The 19,642-nt window shown below is 71.0% G+C and carries 16 protein-coding genes; 4 read left to right on the forward strand and 12 right to left on the reverse strand.

Going from position 1 to position 19,642, the window contains the following annotated elements; genetic code table 11:
* Nucleotides 1-127 precede the first annotated feature (127 nt).
* The 3 genes from ACGFSB_RS04565 to ACGFSB_RS04575 all read left to right on the forward strand — a co-directional run bounded on the left by ACGFSB_RS04565 (nt 128) and on the right by ACGFSB_RS04575 (nt 5,805).
* Nucleotides 128-1,192: a LacI family DNA-binding transcriptional regulator gene (locus ACGFSB_RS04565; protein WP_393393978.1), complete on the forward strand. Its 1,065-nt coding sequence runs from the start codon at nt 128-130 to the stop codon at nt 1,190-1,192.
* 229 nt (nt 1,193-1,421) lie between these two features.
* Nucleotides 1,422-3,851 carry a polysaccharide lyase 8 family protein gene (locus ACGFSB_RS04570; protein ID WP_393393981.1) on the forward strand — a complete coding sequence of 810 codons (2,430 nt, stop codon included), beginning with the start codon at nt 1,422-1,424 and terminating at the stop codon, nt 3,849-3,851.
* Nucleotides 3,852-3,918: 67 nt separating this feature from the next.
* Entirely contained in the window at nt 3,919-5,805 is a 1,887-nt protein-coding gene (locus ACGFSB_RS04575; RefSeq protein WP_393393983.1) for a DUF2264 domain-containing protein, read from the forward strand.
* Nucleotide 5,806: 1 nt separating this feature from the next.
* Here ACGFSB_RS04575 and ACGFSB_RS04580 read toward each other — a convergent pair whose 3' ends face one another.
* The 8 genes from ACGFSB_RS04580 to ACGFSB_RS04615 form a co-directional block, all read right to left on the reverse strand.
* Nucleotides 5,807-6,379: a GAF domain-containing protein gene (locus ACGFSB_RS04580; protein ID WP_393395728.1), complete on the reverse strand. Its 573-nt coding sequence runs from the start codon at nt 6,377-6,379 to the stop codon at nt 5,807-5,809.
* Nucleotides 6,376-6,972, reverse strand: a complete 597-nt coding sequence (locus ACGFSB_RS04585) for an ATP/GTP-binding protein (protein WP_393393985.1) — start codon at nt 6,970-6,972, stop codon at nt 6,376-6,378. Before ACGFSB_RS04585 ends, ACGFSB_RS04580 begins: the two co-directional genes overlap by 4 nt.
* Nucleotides 6,950-7,321, reverse strand: coding sequence for a DUF742 domain-containing protein (locus ACGFSB_RS04590; protein WP_393393988.1), 372 nt, complete (start codon nt 7,319-7,321; stop codon nt 6,950-6,952). Before ACGFSB_RS04590 ends, ACGFSB_RS04585 begins: the two co-directional genes overlap by 23 nt.
* 2 nt (nt 7,322-7,323) lie before the next feature.
* Nucleotides 7,324-7,758 (reverse strand): roadblock/LC7 domain-containing protein, encoded by a 435-nt coding sequence (locus tag ACGFSB_RS04595; protein WP_393393991.1) that lies wholly within the window; start codon nt 7,756-7,758, stop codon nt 7,324-7,326.
* 67 nt (nt 7,759-7,825) lie between these two features.
* Nucleotides 7,826-9,610, reverse strand: a complete 1,785-nt coding sequence (locus ACGFSB_RS04600; RefSeq protein ID WP_393393994.1) for an ATP-binding protein — start codon at nt 9,608-9,610, stop codon at nt 7,826-7,828.
* Nucleotides 9,611-9,972: 362 nt separating this feature from the next.
* On the reverse strand, nt 9,973-11,193 hold the full coding sequence (locus tag ACGFSB_RS04605; RefSeq protein WP_393393997.1) for an MBL fold metallo-hydrolase: 1,221 nt from the start codon (nt 11,191-11,193) through the stop codon (nt 9,973-9,975).
* Between the two features lie 158 nt (nt 11,194-11,351).
* Nucleotides 11,352-12,170, reverse strand: coding sequence for an SGNH/GDSL hydrolase family protein (locus ACGFSB_RS04610; protein WP_393394000.1), 819 nt, complete (start codon nt 12,168-12,170; stop codon nt 11,352-11,354).
* A 129-nt stretch (nt 12,171-12,299) separates the two neighbouring features.
* Nucleotides 12,300-14,390 (reverse strand): alpha-galactosidase, encoded by a 2,091-nt coding sequence (locus ACGFSB_RS04615; protein WP_393394003.1) that lies wholly within the window; start codon nt 14,388-14,390, stop codon nt 12,300-12,302.
* Between the two features lie 204 nt (nt 14,391-14,594).
* On the opposite strand from ACGFSB_RS04615, the gene ACGFSB_RS04620 reads away from it, so the two are divergent.
* Nucleotides 14,595-15,428, forward strand: a complete 834-nt coding sequence (locus ACGFSB_RS04620) for a tyrosine-protein phosphatase (protein ID WP_393394006.1) — start codon at nt 14,595-14,597, stop codon at nt 15,426-15,428.
* Nucleotides 15,429-15,458: 30 nt separating this feature from the next.
* Here ACGFSB_RS04620 and ACGFSB_RS04625 read toward each other — a convergent pair whose 3' ends face one another.
* The 4 genes from ACGFSB_RS04625 to dxs form a co-directional block, all read right to left on the reverse strand.
* Nucleotides 15,459-15,581, reverse strand: a complete 123-nt coding sequence (locus ACGFSB_RS04625; RefSeq protein ID WP_393395731.1) for a DUF6126 family protein — start codon at nt 15,579-15,581, stop codon at nt 15,459-15,461.
* Between the two features lie 41 nt (nt 15,582-15,622).
* Complete coding sequence (locus ACGFSB_RS04630) at nt 15,623-16,264, reverse strand: helix-turn-helix domain-containing protein (RefSeq protein ID WP_393394009.1); 642 nt, start codon at nt 16,262-16,264, stop codon at nt 15,623-15,625.
* Between the two features lie 100 nt (nt 16,265-16,364).
* The gene (locus tag ACGFSB_RS04635; protein WP_393394012.1) at nt 16,365-17,750 is read right to left on the reverse strand and encodes an aspartate aminotransferase family protein; all 1,386 of its coding nucleotides are present in this window, start codon (nt 17,748-17,750) and stop codon (nt 16,365-16,367) included.
* The gene (dxs, locus tag ACGFSB_RS04640) at nt 17,747-19,627 is read right to left on the reverse strand and encodes a 1-deoxy-D-xylulose-5-phosphate synthase (RefSeq protein ID WP_393394015.1); all 1,881 of its coding nucleotides are present in this window, start codon (nt 19,625-19,627) and stop codon (nt 17,747-17,749) included. The genes ACGFSB_RS04635 and dxs overlap by 4 nt, the downstream gene beginning before the upstream one ends.
* Nucleotides 19,628-19,642 lie beyond the last annotated feature (15 nt).

The following is a 19,642-nucleotide window of genomic DNA, read 5'->3' on the forward strand; positions in this document are numbered from 1 at the left end:
GTCAATACCCCCGGTAGCCTGTCCCCTTGGAGAAAACTTCATCAGCTCTCTGGCGCACAGGCGCTCACCAGTACACGCTTACTACGCCAGGGGCAGTGGCCCCTCCGCAGCGAAGGGGGAAAGCCAAGTGGTGTCGCGACGGGCGACGGTCATCGACGTGGCACGGCGGGCAGAGGTCTCATCGGCCACCGTCTCCCGCGTCCTGAACGGCAATTATCCGGTGGCGCGGGCCACCCGCGCGCGAGTCGAGGAAGCCGTCCGTGAGCTCGGCTACGTCGTCAACGCACACGCACGGGCGCTCGCCGGGACCTCCAGCCGGACGGTCGGCATCATCGTGCACGACGTCGTCGACCCGTTCTTCGCCCACATCGCGCGCGGCGTCGAGCGTGCGGCAGCGGAGGCCGGACGTCTCTGCATGGTCTGCTGCACGCACGGCGACCCGCAGCGCGAGCTGGCCTTCGTCGACCTGCTGCACGAGCAGCGCGCGGACGCGGTGGTGCTGGTCGGCGGCGCGCACTCGGATCGCGCGTACGGCCGCGAAGTCGCCCGCAGGGCACGGGACCTGCATGTGGGCGGCTCACGCCTGGTGCTGTGCGGGAGGCCGTCGGTGGGCCGCGATGTGCCGACCGTCTCGGTGGAGTACGACAACGAAGGTGGCGCCTTCGCCCTGACCGACCATCTCCTCACCCAGGGCCACGACCGCATCCTCTACCTGGGCGGACCACCCGACCTCTCCACCACCCGTGACCGCATCGCAGGACACCGCAGGGCCCTCGACCTGCGCGGCGTCACCCCCGTGCCGGATCTTGTGCACACCGGCGCCTTCAGCCCCGCCTTCGGCCACCGCAGGCTGACCGAACTCCTGGCGTCCGGGCTCACCTTCAGCGCGGTCTTCGCGGCCAACGACATGGTGGCGATCGGCGCGCTGCAGGCCCTGGAGGAGGCGGGCCTGCGGGTCCCCGAAGACGTCTCCCTGGTCGGCTACGACGACGTGCCCACCGCCCAGGTCCTTCGGCCGCGCCTGACCACCGTGCACGTACCGCTGGAGGAGATGGGCCGCCAGGCGGTGCGGCTCGCGGTTCCGGACGCGGGCGCGGAGGCCGACGCGTGGCAGCAGCCGGCCGATGGCGGGCTGACCCTCGGCACGCACATCGTGGTGCGGGACTCGGTGGCGGCACGGCGGACGCGGTGACGGCGGCGCGTCAGATGCAGTAACCGGTTAACCCCCGGCCATGCGCCGCAGAGACCATGCCAGCACAGAAAGAACGTAGAAAGATCCCAGGCCCTCTTGCCCTCGCACAGCAACCGCTTACATGCTGTCGCGGAATCGCACACGCACTTCACTCGCCCCACCCCGCCCCACCCCGCCACCCCGCCTCTCTCCCCCACTCCGATGCCCTGACGCCTCATGGGAGTTCCCTATGCACACGCCCCTCTCCGGTTCCACCGGCCCGACACGCCGCACGCTCCTCGCCGCGAGTGCCGCATCCGCCGCCGTGTCACTGACGGCCGGCGGTACGGCATGGGGCGCGGGCGCATCGGACGCGGACCCGTACGACACCCTGCTCGCCCGAGCGGCGGCCCAGCTCACCGGCGGCGCGTTCGACGCCGCCGACCCGGACTTCGCGGCGGCCCTGAAGGTCCTGGGCACCCAGGCGTCCGACTGGTGGCGGGAGTTGGACAGATCCGCCGACCGGACCACTCTGTGGCCCGACCTCACCCCCGCGAAGGACCCCGGCAACTTCGGCCAGAGCTACACCCGCCTGCGGACGATCGCGACCGCCTGGGCCACACCGGGCACCTCCCTCAGCGACAGCGCCGAAGCGGCGGACGTCCTGCTCTCAGCTCTGCGTTTCCTGCACTCCGACGCCTACAACACGAGCCGCCCCGAATCCGGCAACTGGTGGTTCTGGGAGATCGGCGCGCCCCGCGCCCTGATGGACACCTGCGTGCTGCTCCGGGCGCAGTTGCCCCCGGCCGACCTGTCTGCCTACGTCTCCACGGTGGCGAAGTTCTGCCCGGACCCGGACCGCCGCACCAACGCCCCGACCCTGTCCGAGACCGGCGCCAACCGCGCCGACAAGGCCGTCATCGTGGCCCTTCGCGGCCTCCTCGCCCGGGACGCGGCCACGCTGGCGCTGGCCCGCGACGGCCTGTCCGACGTCCGGGACCAGGGCAGGAACAGCCTGTTCACGTACGTCACTTCGGGCGACGGGTTCTACGAGGACGGGTCGTTCGTGCAGCACGGTTCCGTCGCGTACACAGGGACGTACGGCAGTGTCCTGCTCGGCAGCGCGGGCCAGCTCATCGCGCTCCTCGCGGAATCCGAGTGGGCGGTCAGCGACCCGAAGACGTCCGTGCTCTACGAGGCGGTGGACCGGACATTCTCGCCGGTGGTCTTCGACGGCCTGATGATGGACGCCCTGCGCGGCCGTGCGATCTCCCGCGAGAAGGCGCCGGACCATCAGGACGGCGCGGTGACCCTCACCAACATCCTGCAACTGGCGGCCGGAGCCCCCGCCGAGTACGCCGAACGCTGGCGCGCGCTGGCCAAGGGGTGGGTCACCCGCAACACGACGAACCCCTATCCGGGCCTGGTGGGCGTCCCCGCGCTCGCCCGCGTCAAGGCCGTGCTCGACGACCCCGCCGTCCCGACCGCCGATCGGCTCACCGGGCACTTCGCGTTCGCCGACATGGACCGCGTGGTGCACAGGCGCCCCGGCTGGGCGCTCACGCTCTCGCTCTCCTCGAAGCGCATCGCCGCGTACGAGGCGGGCAACGGCGAGAACCTGCACGGCTGGTACACCGGCGACGGCATGGCCTACCTGTACGACGGCGACGACCTCGGCCAGTTCGGGGACGGCTTCTGGGCGACGGTCGATCCGCACCGCCTGCCGGGCACCACCGTGGACACCCGCGCCCGTACCGACATCGGCTCGGGCGGCGGGACGGGGACGTACCGCCCGAAGAACGCCGTCGCGGGCGGTGCCGTACTCGATGGCAGGTACGGCGCGGCCGCGATGGAACTCATCGCCGACGGCAGCACGCTGCGGGCAAGGAAGGCGTGGTTCTTCCTCGACAACGCGATCGTCGCCCTGGGCGCGGACATCACGGCGAGCGACGGCCGAAGCATCGAAACGGTCGTCGAGAACCGCAATCTGTACGCGGACGGTGCGCCCCGCCTCACCGTCGACGGACAGCAGCAGCCCTCGCGCACGGGCTGGTCGGCGCCCCTGCCGGGCGTCCGCTGGGCCCATCTCGACGGCACCGGCGGCTATGTCTTCCCCGACGACCACGACGGCCACCCCGACCTGCACGCCCTGCGCGAGGAACGCACCGGCACCTGGCGGGCCGTCAACACCGGTGCGGACACCGGCGGCAGCACCACCCCGGTCACCCGCCGCTATCTGACCCTGTGGCTCGATCACGGCATCTCCCCCACCACGTCCTCGTACGCCTACGTCCTCCTCCCCGGTGCGAGCGCCACCGCCACCGCCGTCTGGGCCCGCTCACGGCCGGTCCGCATCATGGCCAACAACGCCACCGCACAGGCCGTCGAGGACCGCCGCTCGGGGCTGGTCGCCGCGCACTTCTGGCAGGCGGGCAGCGCGGCAGGGCTCACGGCATCAGGCCCCTGCACCGTGATCGCGCGACGTGGCGACGACGGCATATCACTGGCCGTGGCCGACCCCGGCCGCACCGGCACGACGGTCACCCTGGAACTGCCCTTCGCCGTAGGGAGAGTGGTCCGCGCCGACGACACGGTCACCGTCACTCCGGGCCGCCGCCCGGTCGTCACCGTCCGCGTCGCGGGCTCGCGCGGACATACGCACACCGCGCAGTTGAGGTGACGGCCGCCCGCCACCGGGCCCCCCGGTGATTCACCGGGCCCCCAGCAATAAGGAGCAAAGACCCACCATGCCCGCACCGCACCTGGCCCTGCCGCCCACCGACCGCGTCCGCTCCCCGCTCACCGGCTGGACCCGCGCCCACTGGGAGGCGCTCGCCGACCGGCAGCTGGAGGCGCTCGTCCCTTACGCAACGCCGAACTTCGCTCAATACCGGCTGCCGGGGCGCAGCAGCTGGTCGGGGGTCGTGTCGGACGGCCTAGAGGGGTACGCACGGTCATTCCTCCTCGCCTCCTTCCGGATCGCGGGAGCGGGCGGTGAGGTGGACCCTCACCTCATAGAACGCTACGCGCAGGGTCTGACAACGGGCACGGACCGCGGCGCCGCGAGCGGTGAGGCCTGGCCCGAACTCACCGACTGTTCCCAGCAGATGGTGGAGGCGGCGTCGATCGCGGTCGCCCTGCACGAGACCCGCCCCTGGATCTGGGACAAGCTCGACCCCAAGGTCCAGGAGCGGGTCGTCGACTGGTTCTCCGGCTTCGTCGGCGGCAGGACGTGGGACAACAACTGGCGCCTGTTCCAGGTGGTGTCCGAGCAGTTCCTGGCCTCCGTCGGCGCCCCGTACAGCAAGGCGGACATCGACGGCGGCCTTGACCGCATCGAGGACTGGTACCGCGGCGACGGCTGGTACAGCGACGGCGACGGACGCAACTTCGACTACTACATCGGCTGGGCGATGCATCTCTACCCGCTCCTCTGGGCACGGATGGCGGGCCAGGACGACGGCGGTCGCGCCGAGGTCTACCGCGAGCGCCTCTCCCAGTTCCTCACCACCTACCCGCACTTCTTCGGCTCCGACGGCGCCCCTGTCCATCAGGGCCGCTCGCTGACGTACCGCTTCGCGGCGACCGCGCCCGTCTGGATGGGCGCCCTCGCGGACTGCACTCCGCTGGCGCCCGGCCTCACCCGGCGCCTCGCGTCCGGCACCGCACGGCACTTCGTGGAGCGCGGCGTCCCGGACGAGCGCGGCCTTCTTCCGCTCGGCTGGTACGGGACGTTCCTGCCGTCCACGCAGGCCTACTCGGGCCCCGCGTCCCCGTACTGGGCGAGCAAGGGCTTCCTCGGTCTGCTCCTGCCCGCCGATCACCCGGTGTGGACGGAGCGTGAACTACCGCTCCCCGTCGAGGAGTCCGACCAGTACACGGCGCTCCCCGAGCCCGGCTGGCTGCTGCACGGCACGCGGCACGACGGCATCGTCCGCCTGGTCAACCACGGCAGCGACCACAACCCCCTCGAAGGCCCCGCCGCCGACGACCCGCACTACGCCAAGTTCGGCTACTCCACGGCGACCGCCCCCGAGACGGCCCCGAGCGCATGGGAGCGCACCGTGGACAACCACCTCGCGCTGCTCACGCCGGGCGGCACCCCCTCACGCCGTCGCAGGATCCACCCGGTGAGCTGCGAGGGACGTATCGCCTCCTCCCGGCATGATGCTCAACTACCGGGTGTCGGCGAAGAGTTCCCCATCCGGACGACCAGCGCGCTGCACGGCCCCTGGGAGATCCGCGTCCACCGCGTCCAGGCCCCGGCAGGCGTGACGGTCCGCGAGGGCGGCTATGCGGTGGCCGATGAGACGCAGCCGGACGCGGAGCAGGGCCCCAGCTGGGCTCTCGCGCGTACGACATCGGGGCTGACCAGTGCCGTCGTCGCACTCCACGGCTGGGACGAGGGGACGGGCATCGCCCGCGAGGTGGCGGCCAACGCGTACGGGCCGCACTCGGCGACTCCGTACCTGACGTCCGCGGGACACCCGGGCGGCGCGAGCATCCACGTCACGCTCGTCGCGCTGTCCCAAGACACCGTCCGGCCGACGGCGTTGCGGGAGTCCATCTCCTGCACGGTGGACGGCGAAAGCGTCACTCTGCGCTTCCCCGACGGCACCGAGCTCGAGCTGTGACTCAGATCCCGCCGTCCTCCCGGCGGTGAATCTGCTCGACCAGCTCCGCCGCCATCGCCTTGATCGTCTCCAGGCCCGCCCTTCCCCAGGGCCGTGGCTCGACGTCCACGACACAGACCGTGCCGAGGGCGATGCCCGTGCGGTCGATGAGCGGGGCGCCCAGATACGAGCGGATCCCGATCTCGTCGACCACCGGATTCCCCGCGAACCGGGGGTAGTCGCAGACGTCCTCCAGGACGAGGGCCTTGCGTCGCACGACGACATGCGGGCAGTACCCGTGATCGCGCGCCATGTAGCGGCACGCCGTGTCCTGTGCGGCTGCCGTGGAGGTCAGCTCGGAGCCGTCCACCGTGTCGCCCGGAGTGTGCAGGCCCGCGAAGAACTGCCGGTTCTCGTCGATGAAGTTGACCATGGAGTACGGCGCCCCCGTGACCTCCGCCAGGCGGTCGGCGAAGGCGTCGAAGGCGGGCTCGGGACGGAGTCCTATGCCGAGCCTGCGCAGCCGCCGCACCCGGCTCGGCGCCTCCTTGTCGACGGGAGTGAGCAGCAGGTGCGCGGTCGCGTCGTACATCAGGTGTGGGCTCCGTAGCTCGGGGCGGCCGGGGCGTGGGCGAGGAGGTGTTTGACGAGGGTGAGGAGAGTCGCGATGCCCGAGCTGGAGATCCGTGCGTCGCACCGCACGACGGGGACCCGTGGATCGAGGTCGATGGCGGAACGCACCTCTTCGGGCTCGTAGCGGTAGCCGCCGTCGAATTCGTTGATGGCGACGATGAAACCCATGCCGCGCTGCTCGAAGAAGTCGACCGCCGCGAAGCAGTCCTCCAGACGGCGGGTGTCGGCGAGGATCACCGCGCCGAGCGCGCCTTCGGAGAGCTCGTCCCACATGAACCAGAAGCGTTCCTGGCCGGGCGTCCCGAAGAGATAGAGCACATGCTCCGGGTCGAGGGTGATGCGCCCGAAGTCCATGGCCACGGTCGTCGTGGTCTTGCTCTCGACGCCCGACAGATCGTCGGTGCCCTCACTGACCGTGGTGAGGAGCTCCTCCGTGCTCAGCGGCGCGATCTCGCTCACCGCGCCCACGAAGGTCGTCTTGCCGACCCCGAACCCTCCCGCGACCAGGACTTTCAGCGCGGTGGGGAAGGGGTCAGAGCTGTCGTCGTAGTCCATCAAGCACTGCCTCCAACAGGGAGCGGTCAGTGGGGTTGTGGTAGAAGTCCGGGGCTCTCAGGGTGAGCGCCCCGCAGTCGACGAGATCGGAGAGCAGCACTTTGGTCACGACGGCGGGCAGCTTGAGCTGCGCCGCGATCTCCGCGACCGATGTGGGTGCCGTACAGAGACCGAGCGCCTCCGTGTGCTCGGGCCCCAGGTAGCCGATGACCGGACCCCCGGTGGCCATCACCTGGGTAAGGAGATCCAGTTGGGCGGTCGGCCGGGTCCGTCCGCCACTGACCGTGTAGGGACGGACGAGCCGTCCCGCCGATGCGTCGAGCCATGGCCCGTCGTGCGGGGCCGCCACGCTCAATGCCTCATCGGGGCGGGTTCGCCGGTGGGCTGCCGGGGTGCGGTCATCAGGTAGGGGCGCACGCTCTTGACCAGCATCGCCATCTCGTAGCCGAGCACCGCCGCGTCCGCGTCGCGCCCGGCGAGCACCGCGAGACAGGTGCCTGAGCCCGCCGTGGAAACGAACAGGAGGGTGGAGTCGAGCTCCACGACGACCTGGCGCACGTCGCCGCCGTCGCCGAACCGGATGCCGGCGCTGCGCCCCAGCGAGTAGAGCCCGGAGGCGAGGGCCGCCATGTGGTCGGCGCTGTCGGGGTCGAGGCCATGGACCGACTTCACGAGTCCGTCGGAGGAGAGCAGGACCGCGCTGTGGGTGTGCGGCACGCGCTGCACGAGTCCGCTCATCAGCCAGTCGAGGTCGGATACCTGGCCGGTCGGCGCATCGCTCACCATGGTGGATCGACTCCTTGGGGTACGAGGGTCTGCCGGGGCAGACGTGGTGCTGGCGGGGTGGGGTGGTTCAGCCACCCTGGTCACCCCCGTCGCGGGGGACGCCGAGGCCTGGCTCGGCGGCCGGGTCGCGCATCTCCTGGGCGGCGGCGAGCCCGATGCCGCGCTGGAAGGCGGCCATCAGACCCGGGTCGTGGCCGATCAGCTCCTCGCTCTCCGGGCGGGGTGTCGGCGCGTCCCGCAGTTGGGGCGCGATGTGTTCCTGGGCGCGCCGCTTGGGCAGCCGGGGCTTTCCGAGCCGGTCGTGCACGACTCCGTTGAGGGGGGTCGGCGGTGTCCCCGCGTGCTCGGCCGCCGCCTGCCGGTCCTCCGGACGGATCCCCGGCACGGCTTCGGCGGGGGTCGGCCTGCCCTCCCTGCCACGTACGGGGAGCGGGGCGGGCCCGGAGCCGTTCGTCACCGGTGCGTGCGAAGGCGCACCCAGCGGCGCGTCCCGCTGGGGCTGCCGCGGCACGGACACCGGCTCTACGTAGAGGGCCGCCGCCGTCGGGGGTGCCTGTGCCGTTTCCTGTACGCCGCCGGGGGCGCCCGGCGGCGCGGCTTCGGGGGCCGGCTGCGGGCGCCCGGCGGGGACGGGCTCGTTCTGCGCGTCGGCGCCGAGCAGGCCTTGCGGCAGGATGAGTACGGCCTGCACGCCTCCGTAGATATTGGTCTGGAGCCGGACCGCGATGTTGTGCCTACGGGCGAGCGCGGCCACTACGTAGAGGCCGATCCGGCCGTCCTGGAGCAAGCTCGCGACATTGACCTGGTCGGGGTCGGCGAGCAGGTGGTTCATCTTGTTCTGCTCGGTCACGGGCATACCGAGCCCGCGGTCCTCGACCTCGATGGCCAGACCGGCCGTCACCAGATTGGCGCGCATCAGGACTTGGGTGTGCGGGGCGGAGAACACCGTGGCGTTCTCGACGAGTTCGGCGAGGAGGTGGATGACGTCGGCGACGGCGTGGCCGCGCAGGGTGCCGGCGATCGGCGGCACCAGCTTGACCCGCGAGTACTGCTCGACCTCCGCGATGGCCGAGCGGAGCACCTCCGTCATGGAGACGGGGTTGCTCCACTGGCGGCGCGAGATGGCGCCGCCGAGCACGGCGAGGTTCTCGGCGTGCCTGCGGATGCGGGTGGCCAGGTGGTCGACGTGGAAGAGGCCCTTGAGCAGCTCCGGGTCCTCGACGTCATTCTCAAGATCGTCGAGGATCGAGATCTCGCGGTGGACGAGCGACTGAAGGCGCCGGGCCATATTGACGAAGACCTCGACCTTCTGCTCGCTGTCCGCGTGTCTCGAGAGCTGCGATGCCTGCACGACAGCAGTGACGGCGACGTCCTGGGCCCGCGAGAGATCGTCGGCGAGCAGTCCGAACTCGTCGCCTTCCTGAGCGGTCCTCGCGGGTGCCCTGCGCGCGGGCGGACCGTCGCCGCGGCGCAGCTGTTCGACGACCTCGCGCAGGTCGGCCTGTCCGCGTGCGGTGGTGCGGCGCAGGGTGCCGACACGGTCGCGTACGGAGGTCGCCGTGCGGTCGGCGGCGACGGCGGCGATCACGACGCTCGCCAGGCTGATGGCTCCGGCGGCGGCGAGGATGAGCAGGAGTGCGGGGGCGAGCGGGGCGGGGGTCGACCGGACGACGAACAGCACGGCCGCACCGGCGCAGAGCGCCACAGCGACGGCGGGCAGGACGGCGATGCGCAGGAGTTGGGGCCGTATCCGTGCCTCGGGGAGTGCCGCGGCTGGACGGCTGCCCGGCCTGCCGTGCCGTCCGCCCTCACGGCGGTCTGCGCGGGCGGCCGGTGCACGAAGGTGAGACATCAGCGTCCTCGGTCAGGGTACGGGCTCCGACGGTCGCGCGACGCGTGGCTTCGCGGCATCGCCGTGCTGGTCGGGAGGGCCGTGAACATGATCCCTGCGTCGACCGGCGGCCACTCACGGTAGTTGCCAACGCATCATGTGCGGGGGGCAGTTGACAAAGTCCGGTGGCCCACGTCCTGCTCCGGTATGACGTCTCGTACGGCTGTCTGATATTCGGCTTCGGACACCAGTTCCAGGCGAGGGTGACCGCGGACATGAGTGAGCGGACATGAGTGAGGGGCGGCGCGTCGTACGCGGCCGCCCCGATCCCCCGGGAGTTCGGGAGATACCGCGGCACCGGCGGTATCTCCTCTCCCTTCCCCTCAGCCGACCCGCGCGGCCTCGGGCTCTCCCGTGCCCTCGGCGGGCTCCGCACGCCCGGAGCGACCGACGCGCTCGGCAGCATCGGCGGCATCCTCCGTGGCGGCCCACCCGCTCTCCGGCTCGATCGCGACCCCGCGCCACCACGGCTGGGCGGGAACGGAGTCCGACGCGGGCTCGAACGGCTCTCCGGGGACCGGCAGCGCGATCTTCGCCCCCACCCGACCCGCCTCGGTGATCGTGCCCTCACCCGGAGCGGACCACGGGTGCGGTGCGAGGTTGAACGTGCCCCAGTGGATCGGCAGCAGCACGCCGTCAGGACGACCGCCCTGGAGGTCCAGGTGCGCGCGCAGCCCTTCCTCGGGCGTCATGTGGATGTCGGGCCAGAATTCGGAGTAGGCCCCGACCTGGATCATCGTGGCGTCGAACGGTCCGTGCTCCGCGCCGATGTCCCGGAACCCGGCGAAATAGCCGGTGTCCCCGCTGTGGTAAATGCGGTGGTCGGGCCCAGCGACCGCCCAGGACGCCCAGAGCGTGTGCTGCTGGTTGCGCAGGCCGCGGCCGCAGAAGTGGCGTGCGGGCGTCGCCGTCAGGGTCAGGCCCGCCACCTTCGTGGACTCGTTCCAGTCGAGTTCGCGCAGCCGGTCAGCGGGTACGCCCCAGCGCTCCAGGTGGGCGCCGACGCCGAGCGGGACCGCGAACACCGTGTCCGTACCGACCAGGGCCTTGATGGTGGGCATGTCGAGGTGGTCGTAGTGGTCGTGCGAGATGACCACGACGTCCACGGGCCCCAGCGCGGCGAGCGGCACCGGCACCGGATGCAGCCGCTTGGGACCGACCCAGGAGAAGGGGGAGCACCGCTCACCCCACACCGGGTCGAAGAGCACCCGCCGCCCGTCGATCTCGGCGAGCACGCTGGAATGCCCCATCCAGGTGACCCGCAACCCGCTGACCGGAGGCCTTGCGAGGTCGGCGAGGGTCGTGGGATGCACGGGGACGGTGCCCGTGGGGCCGCGCCGGATCCGCTCCTCCTTACGGAAGTAGATCTTCGCGAACTCGAGCGACGAACCGGTGGGCCGGGTCCGCGCCCCTTCGGGGTTCTGGAAGGACCCGTCGGCGAAGTTCGGCGATCGGTGGATCCTCGCGAGCCGCTCACCGGCCGGATCCGCGCCGAAGGGAGCGGTCCTGAGCGAGCGGAGCCCAGAGCTCAGCGAACGGGACACAGCACCTCCTGGAAGGGGTAGGTCAGATCTCCATTATGTGCACCGCCGCCGACAGAAGCCGTCCGGAGGCACCCGCATCGGGCATCCACGCGCGCGTGGAGGGACCCGAATGGCGAAAGCCACCGGTCGACCGGTGGCTTTCACTCTGCTCGATCCGCTCAGGACGCCGACTCAATGTGCATCCTCACGGTGTACGGGTCCACGCTCCCCTTCGCGACCACGTGATCCCCCGACGACTCCCCCCGGAGCCGCCGTCCGAACCACGGCACCAGGTACTCGCGCGCCCAGTGGATGTCGTCGCGCCGCACTTCGAGCGTGCCGCGCGGCGGCTCCGGGGGCCACGGCTGGTCCGGGTCCGCCGGGACCTCGAGTCCGAGGACCTGGGCGGCGCGCAGCGCCACGCGCGTGTGGCCCTCGGCGGAGAGGTGAAGCCGGTCGCCGTCCCAGGCGCGGCGGTCCTGGATGGTCTTGAGGGACCACAGGTCGAGGACGGGGCAGCCGTAGCGGTCGGCGATCGCACGGACATGGCCGTTGTACGTGGCTATCTTGCCGCGCAGGTGCTTGAGGACCGGCACCGAGCGGGTGTCGAAGCCCGTGGTCACCATGACCGTACCGACCGCGGACGTGAGGCCGATGACGGCCCGCTCGAAGCGCTCGGCGACCTCGTCCGGGTCGGTGCCGGGACGGATGATGTCGTTGCCGCCCGCGCAGAACGTCAGGAAGTCGGGGCCCATCTCCTTGGCCAGAGGCACCTGGTCAGCGACGATCTGGTCGAGGAGCTTGCCGCGTACAGCGAGGTTGGCGTACCGGAAGGTGTGCTCCGGAACCCGGTCGTCCAGGAGGACGGCGAGGCGGTCGGCCCAGCCGACGAACGTACCGTCGGGCCCGGGGTCCCCGACACCTTCGGTGAAGCTGTCGCCGACCGCTGCGTAGGAGGTGAATGTGTCACGGATGAAGGTTGTCGACTCTGCTGTCACGTCGTCATATCTTTCACCTTGCTAAGTGACCTACGCCACCGTAGGGAGGGGTTGACGGAGGGTGAGATAAGCCACCGGTCAAGATTCGTCCAAGCCGGAATAGACGGCGGTCCCGGGTCACGGTGCCGCTCACACCCGCCGGAAGCGGAACACCGCCGCGTCCAGGTCGCCCCGCAGCCCGGTCCGCAGCCCGTGGTGCAGCAGCACCGCACCCCGGTGCACCACCCCCGTCGACCGGCACACGTACGTGGCCGCCGGGTCGAGCCCCCGCAGCCGCACCCTGGGCGGCTGCTCGCCGTAGGACTGCGCCCGCAGCCAGGCCAGGACCACGGTCTCGTCGCCGTGGACGTACTGCACCGCGCTCAGCGCGTCCGACGGCGGTCGTAGCCGATACAGGTCGCCGAGCTGCACCACCGGCCGGATCTCCTTGTAGAGATCCACCCACTCCCCCGCTTCGGCGAGCTCGCTCGCGCTCCACTGCGTGAGATCGCCGCCGATGCCGAGCACGCCCGCCAGCGCGCTCACGAAGCGGAAGCGCAGCGAGCTGACCCGGCCGTTGAGCTGGGTGTTCGGGCTGTCCGTGACCCAGGCGGCCATGACCCGCGCCGGGTGCAGCTGGCTGAAGCCGTGCTGGATCGTCAGCCGGTCCAAGGGGTCCGTGTTGTCGGAGGTCCACACCTGGTCGGTGCGGGAGAGGATCCCGAGGTCGGTCCGGCCGCCGCCGCCCGAGCAGGACTCGAAGGCGACGGAGGGATGCGCGGCCCGCAGCCGGTCCACCAGGCCGTACAGGGCGTGCACATGGGCGTTCCAGATCCGCTGCGGGTAGCGCTCGCCCGGCCAGCCCGCGTCCGTGAAGCAGCGGTTGAAGTCCCACTTCACATAGTCGATCGGAGCGCTGGCGAGAAGCGCGTCGAGACGCTCCCACAGATACTCCTGGACGTCCTCGCGCGCGAGGTTGAGGACGAGCTGGTTGCGGAACTCCGTGCGCTTGCGGCCGGGGTGATGCTGCACCCAGTCGGGGTGCGCCCGGTAGAGGTCGCTGTCCGGGTTGACCATCTCCGGTTCGACCCAGATCCCGAACCGCATCCCAAGGGCGTGCACATCGTCGGCCAGCGGCTTCAGACCGCCGGGGAAGCGGTCCGGGTTGGGCGTCCAGTCGCCGAGCCCCGCCCGGTCGCTGACCCGCTGCCCGAACCACGCGTCGTCCACCACGAACAGCTCGACGCCCATCGCCGCGGCCCGCCCGGCGAGCGCCCGCTGCTGTTCTTCGGAGATGTCGAACCTGGTGGCCTCCCAGGAGTTGTAGAGCACGGGCCGCGTCACATCGGCGTCCGGGATCACGTGCTCGCGCTGGTAGGCGTGCCAGGCCCGGCTCGCACCGCCGAAGCCGCCGTCGCTCCACAGCCCTGCGAAGACCGGCGTCACGAGCTCCTCGCCGGGTGCGAGCAGCGCCTGCCCGGAGTCGTCGTGCCCACTGCCGCCGGTGATCTGCACGGAGCCGTCCGGCAGCCCGCTCACCCCGATCCGCCAGGACCCCGACCAGGCGAGCGCGCAGCTGTAGACGTCGCCGCGCTCCTCGGTCGCCCCCTCCGCGTCGAGCGCGACCCAGGGCAGATGCTGATGCCCGGTGTGCCCGCGGCGGCTGCCGATGACCTTCTCGCCGTACGTGATCTCCGACCGCACGAGCCGCGACTCCGCCGCCCAGCGCCCGTGCAGCTGCGAGAGCCGCCAGTGCTCGCGCGAGGGCAGCGTCCAGGTCGCGGAGTCGGCGCGGAGCAGCTCAAGTTCCGGTGCGTCCGCGGGCCCCTCGTGGCGGAGTACGGCGAACCGCTCGATGACGACCCCGCGCGTGCGGTAGACGAGTTCGACCCCCAACTGGTGTACGTCATCGGCGAATCGGAGCCGTAGCTCGTCGCCGTCGATCACCGCCTCCGAGAACCGCCACTCACTGCCGCGCACCCCGGCACCCCGTACGGAGAGCGCGGGAGACACGAAGCGCCGCCCGCCCTCGACCGGATACTCCTCGCGCCCGTCGAGCCGCGACTCGAAGGACCGCTCCGCGGGCAGCGGCTCCGCCGCGAGCGCCTCGGCGTCGGCCGGTGCGATGCGCGGCCCCCAGTGCAGATGCAGCAGCTCGTCGTCATCCGTGAGCCGCAGCGCATAGCTGCTGGTGAGCCCGGAGAGCAGCCACGTACGACCGTTTTCGCCGACCTCGATCATCAATCCCCCACAGATCCGACCCGATCCGAACAGGCACGCGCGCGTACGCACATCATCGAGGCCGCGTTGCCCCTGAAGCAACGGGCATCACCTGTGAGGCACCGTTCCCGCACTGGCAGTGATTGCCTCAGGAACCTATGTCGTATGGTCGAAGACGCACCCCCACCGGCGAGCCGCGCCGGCGGCCGGACGGGAGGAGCCCCCGTGACGCAGCAGGTCCCGCCTACAGAGCTGACTGAGCTGACCGAGGCGGCGGAGGCGGCAGAGCCCGAGCTGGCCGGAGTCCGCAACTTCCGTGACGTGGGCGGACTTCCGACCGTGGACGGCCGCCGGGTCCGCAAGGGCCGGCTCTTCCGCAGCGGGCACCTCGCGCACGCCACGGCCGCCGACGCCGCGTTCCTCTCCACCCTGGGTCTGCACACGATCTACGACTTCCGCAACGCGGCCGACCAGCGGCTCGAGGGCCCGGACGTCGCGCTGCCCGGCGTGCGCAATGTGAACCTGCCGCTGACCGACCCGGCCCACGGCGCCGAGTTCTGGACGATGGTCCGCGACGGCGATCTGGACCAGCTGCGCGCGGCCCTCTCCGAGGGGCAGGCCGCGGGCCGCCTCTCCGCCACGTACCGCGAGATCATCAGGGACCGCACCGCCGAGCACAGCCGAATACTGCACGAGATGGCCGCCGACAGCGTGCCCGCGCTCATGCACTGCGCCGCGGGCAAGGACCGCGCGGGCCTTTCGATCGCCGTCACGCTCCTTGCCGTCGGCGTCGAGCGCGACGCCATCGAGGCGGACTACCTGGAGTCGAACGCCACCCACCGCCGCTACAAGGTGCGCCGCAACGACAGCTCACCCCATGCGATGTCCCCCGAGGTCATGCAGCTGCTCAGCCCCCTCTTCGAGGCCCGCGCCGAATATCTGGCCGCCGCCTTCGAGACGATCGAGCAGACCTGGGGCGACACGGAGACCTACCTCGCCGAAGGCCTCAAGGTGACCCCGGAGCTCCGCGAGCGGCTCCGCGAGCACCTCCTGGACTGAGCCCCACCTGAGCCCCACCGTCACTTCACCTCACTGGTTCTGCGCGCCCATCGTGAACAGCAGGTAGATGAAGGCCGCGAAGAGGTGGCCCACCGCCACGTAGACGATCAGCCGGACCCAGAGCCCGCGGGGGAACTTCTCCTCCATGGACATCCTCTTCTTGGCAGGCTCGGGCTGCTGCGCTTCACGTTCCGTCATCGCGGGTCTCCCAAGGTGGGGCTGTGCGGGGTCCCGCCGAGACACAGCGCGGTGGCGGGGCTCTGTAGCAGGGTGTGGACGAAGAGGAGATCGGTACCGAGGTGGTCCGCGGCGGCGATCCGGTGCGGGGTCAGCGAGTCGAAGTGCGCGCTGTCGCCGGGTTCGAGCGTGTACGCGGTGTCGCCGAGGCGCAGGCGAAGGCGCCCCTGGAGGACGTACAGCCACTCCTCACCGGGATGGACGCGCACGATGTCACCCTGCGCCCCGTGCGGCACGTGCACCCGCAGCGCCTGCATTCCACGGGCCTGCGCGCCCGCCTGCCAGTAGGTCCAGCCACCCGCCCGCGTCGGCTCCATGTCCGCGCTGCGGACGATCGCGTCCCGGTCGGCGGGCGTCTCGCCGAGGAGCTCCGAGACCGTCGTACCGTAGGTGCGTGCGAGGGCGAGCAGCATCGGCAGCGAAGGCTGGCGCTGCCCGGTCTCGAGGCGGGAGAGATGGGCGGGCGAGAGCCCCGCGGCGCGGGCCGCGGCCTCCAGGGTCAGTGCCGCACGGCGCCGCAGCTCACGCAGTTGCGGGGCGACGGCGGGCAGGGCCTCGGCAGCCTCCGGGTCGAGCGGTTCGGGCTCGGCGTTGCTCATACCTTGATTGAGCCAGGCGCTTGCCTCCGAGGCAAATTTCTTGCCTCAGAGGCAAAAGCCATCCGGCCCGCCGCACCCCGGACGTCCGGCCCATCGCGCCTCAGCGGTTCGCGACAGCCTGCTTCACCAGCGTCTTACCGAAGTCCCACATCAGCCCGCCGCCACTGTGCGCCTCGTCCATCACCGAGGTGAAGGCCTCCACGAACCGGTCGACCTCCCGCTCCCCGATGGTTAGCGGCGGGATCAGCTTGATGACCTCCAGATGGTCTCCGGAGACCTGCGTGAGGATGCGGTGCTTCTGCAACAGGGGCACGACCACCATCTGCGCGAAGAGCCCCTTGCGCGCCGCCTGGAGCATCGTCCAACGGCCGCGCAACTTCAGCGAGTTGGGCCGCCCGAACTCGATGCCGACCATCAGGCCACGGCCGCGCACCTCGCTCAGGAGCTCATAGCGGTCGACGAGCGCGCCGAGCCGCGACTTCAGGAGCTCGCCGGTCACGCGCGCGTTCTCGACGGTCCTCTCGTCGTCCATGACGGAAAGGACCGCGAGCCCGGCCGCCATGGCCTGCGCGTTGGACCCGAAGCTCGCCGAATGCACGAGCACCCGGTCCATGGACGAGAAGACCTTCTTGAAGATCCAGTCCTTGCCGAGGGTCGCGCCCACCGGCACATAGCCGCCCGACAGCGCCTTCGCGACGCACAGCAGGTCCGGCTCGACGCCCTCCTCGTGCTGGTAGGCGTAGAAGTCGCCGGTCCTGCCGAGGCCCGTCTGCACCTCGTCGGCGATGAGCAGCGCCTTGTGCTGGTGGAGCAGCTCCTGGGCGGCGAGCAGATAGCCGGGCGGCGCCGCGTGCACGCCCTTGCCCTGGATGGGCTCGACGATGAGCCCCGCCACGTCGCCCTTCTTCAGCTCCGCCCGCAGCGCGTCCAGATCACCGAGCGGGACCGCCGTGTCGGGCAGCAGCGGCGCGAACCCGTCCCGGAAGCCGGACTCGCCGTTCACCGACAGGGACCCGGTGGTCAGGCCGTGGAAGGCGTGTGTGCAGTAGAGGATCCTCGGCCTGCCCGTCGCGTACCGCGCGAACTTCAGCGCGGTCTCGACCGCCTCAGTGCCGCTGTTGCCGAAGAACACCCGGTCCAGGTGCGGGCTGTGCGTCAGCAGCTTCTCGGCCAGGAGTCCGGGCAGCGGCTGGCAGTCGAAGCGCGTGAGGTCGGCGAGCGAGGCGTCCAGGACGTCGTGCAGCGCCTTGCGTACGACGGGATGGTGGCGGCCGAGTCCCATCACCCCGAAGCCCGCGAGCATGTCGAGGTAGTCGTTGCCCTCCGCGTCCCAGAAGTACGCGCCCTCGGCCCGCTCGTAGACCTTGTCGAAGCCGATCGTGTGCAACATGCGCGGCAGCTGATGGTTCAGGTGCCGCGTATGCAGGTCGTAGCGCTCGGCGCCCCGCTCGGCGAGGAGTCTGCCGAGGTCGAACTCCTTGGTCATGCTCCGTGCTCCTTGGCTGCCAGGGTGGCGCTGATCCTGCCCGCGATCTCGACCGGCGTCAGGCCGAGGTCCGCGAGCACCTCTCCCCGCTTGGCGTGTGGGAGGAACTGCTCGGGGATGCCGAACCGCCTCAGGGGTACGTCCACTTCGGCGTCGCCCAGCGCGAGGGCGACCGCCGCTCCGACCCCCGAGGCCCGGCTGTTGTCCTCGACGACGGCCACGACCCGGTGCCGCCCGGCGAGGGCGGGCAGCTCGGCGTCGACCGGCTTGACCCAGCGGGGGTCGACCACGGTGCAGCCGAGGCCGCGCTCCCGCAGCAGCTCCGCGGCCTGCAGACAGACAGGCGCCATCACGCCGATCGCCACCAACAGCACGTCCGCCACCGGGTCTTGAGCCAGCACGTCCATGCCGCCGATCCGGTCCACCGCCGGGATCGCGGGGCCCACCGATTCCTTGGGGAAGCGAAGGAGCGTCGGCGCGTCGTCCACGGCGACCGCTTCCCGCAGCTGCGCCCGCAGTTGGTCGGCGTCGCGTGGTGCGGCGATCCGCAGGCCCGGCACGACCTGGAGGATCGACATGTCCCACATGCCGTTGTGCGAGGCCCCGTCGACGCCCGTGACCCCGGCCCGGTCGAGGACGAAGGTGACGCCGCACTCGTGCAGCGCGACATCCATCAGGAGCTGGTCGAAGGCCCGGTTGAGGAAGGTGGCGTAGACCGCGAAGACGGGGTGCAGTCCCCCGGTCGCGAGCCCGGCCGCCGACACCGTGGCGTGCTGCTCGGCGATCCCGACGTCCCACACCCGGTCGGGGTAGGCCTGGGCGAACTTCGTCAGGCCGACAGGCCCCAGCATGGCCGCGGTGATCGCGACGACGTCTTTCCGCTCGGCCCCGATGCGTACGATCTCATCGCCGAACACCGAGGTCCAGGAAGGCCCGTTGGACGGCGCGAGCGGCTCGCACGTCAGCGGGTCCATCACGCCGACCGTGTGAAAACGGTCGGCCTCATCGGCGAGCGCGGGCTCGTAGCCGCGCCCCTTCTCGGTGAGGCAGTGGATGAGGACGGGCCCGTGGAAGCGTTTCGCACGTCGCAGTGCCGACTCGACAGCCCCTGTGTCGTGGCCGTCGATCGGCCCGACGTACTTGAGTCCCAGGTCCTCGAACATGCCCTGCGGCGCGAAGGCGTCCTTGAACCCCTTCTTGGCGCCGTGCAGCGACTCGTACACGGTGTGACCGACGACGGGAGTGCGCTGGAGTATGTCCTTGCCCCAGGCGAGGACCCGCTCGTAACTGTCGGTCGTACGCAGCGTGGCGAGGTGGTTGGCGAGGCCGCCGATGGTGGGGGCGTACGAACGCTCGTTGTCGTTGACGACGATGATCAGCGGCCGGTCCTTCGCGGCCGCGATGTTGTTCAGCGCCTCCCACGCCATGCCCCCGGTGAGCGCGCCGTCCCCGATGACGGCGACGACATGCCCCCGCTCCCCCTGCACCTGGCGCGCTTTGGCCAGACCGTCGGCCCAGCCGAGCGCCGTCGAGGCATGGCTGTTCTCGACGATGTCGTGCTCTGACTCCGCGCGCGAGGGATAGCCGGACAGGCCGCCCTTGCCGCGCAGCTTGGAGAAGTCCTGCCGGCCGGTCAGGAGTTTGTGTACATAGCTCTGATGGCCGGTGTCCCACACGATGCGGTCGACCGGCGACTCGAAGACCCGGTGGAGTGCGATGGAAAGTTCCACCACCCCCAGGTTGGGCCCGAGGTGACCTCCGGTCCTTGCGACGGCGTGCACCAGGAACTCCCTGATCTCCTTGGCCAGTTCGTCGAGCTCGGCCTCGGTCAGCGCCTTTAGATCACGCGGTCCCCGAATGGTGTCCAGAATGGTCATGCTCGGTCCCCCTCT

The organism is Streptomyces sp. NPDC048441 (assembly GCF_043200235.1).
GTDB lineage: Bacteria > Actinomycetota > Actinomycetes > Streptomycetales > Streptomycetaceae > Streptomyces.

Coding starts and splice junctions, on each gene's coding strand:
- ACGFSB_RS04575 (WP_393393983.1), top strand. CDS start 3,919: ATGCCCGCACCGCACCTGGCCCTGCCGCCCACCGACCGCGTCCGCTCC.
- ACGFSB_RS04600 (WP_393393994.1), bottom strand. CDS start 9,610: ATGTCTCACCTTCGTGCACCGGCCGCCCGCGCAGACCGCCGTGAGGGC.
- ACGFSB_RS04570 (WP_393393981.1), top strand. CDS start 1,422: ATGCACACGCCCCTCTCCGGTTCCACCGGCCCGACACGCCGCACGCTC.
- ACGFSB_RS04630 (WP_393394009.1), bottom strand. CDS start 16,264: ATGAGCAACGCCGAGCCCGAACCGCTCGACCCGGAGGCTGCCGAGGCC.
- ACGFSB_RS04625 (WP_393395731.1), bottom strand. CDS start 15,581: ATGTCCATGGAGGAGAAGTTCCCCCGCGGGCTCTGGGTCCGGCTGATC.
- ACGFSB_RS04615 (WP_393394003.1), bottom strand. CDS start 14,390: ATGATCGAGGTCGGCGAAAACGGTCGTACGTGGCTGCTCTCCGGGCTC.
- ACGFSB_RS04585 (WP_393393985.1), bottom strand. CDS start 6,972: ATGGACTACGACGACAGCTCTGACCCCTTCCCCACCGCGCTGAAAGTC.
- ACGFSB_RS04595 (WP_393393991.1), bottom strand. CDS start 7,758: ATGGTGAGCGATGCGCCGACCGGCCAGGTATCCGACCTCGACTGGCTG.
- dxs (WP_393394015.1), bottom strand. CDS start 19,627: ATGACCATTCTGGACACCATTCGGGGACCGCGTGATCTAAAGGCGCTG.
- ACGFSB_RS04635 (WP_393394012.1), bottom strand. CDS start 17,750: ATGACCAAGGAGTTCGACCTCGGCAGACTCCTCGCCGAGCGGGGCGCC.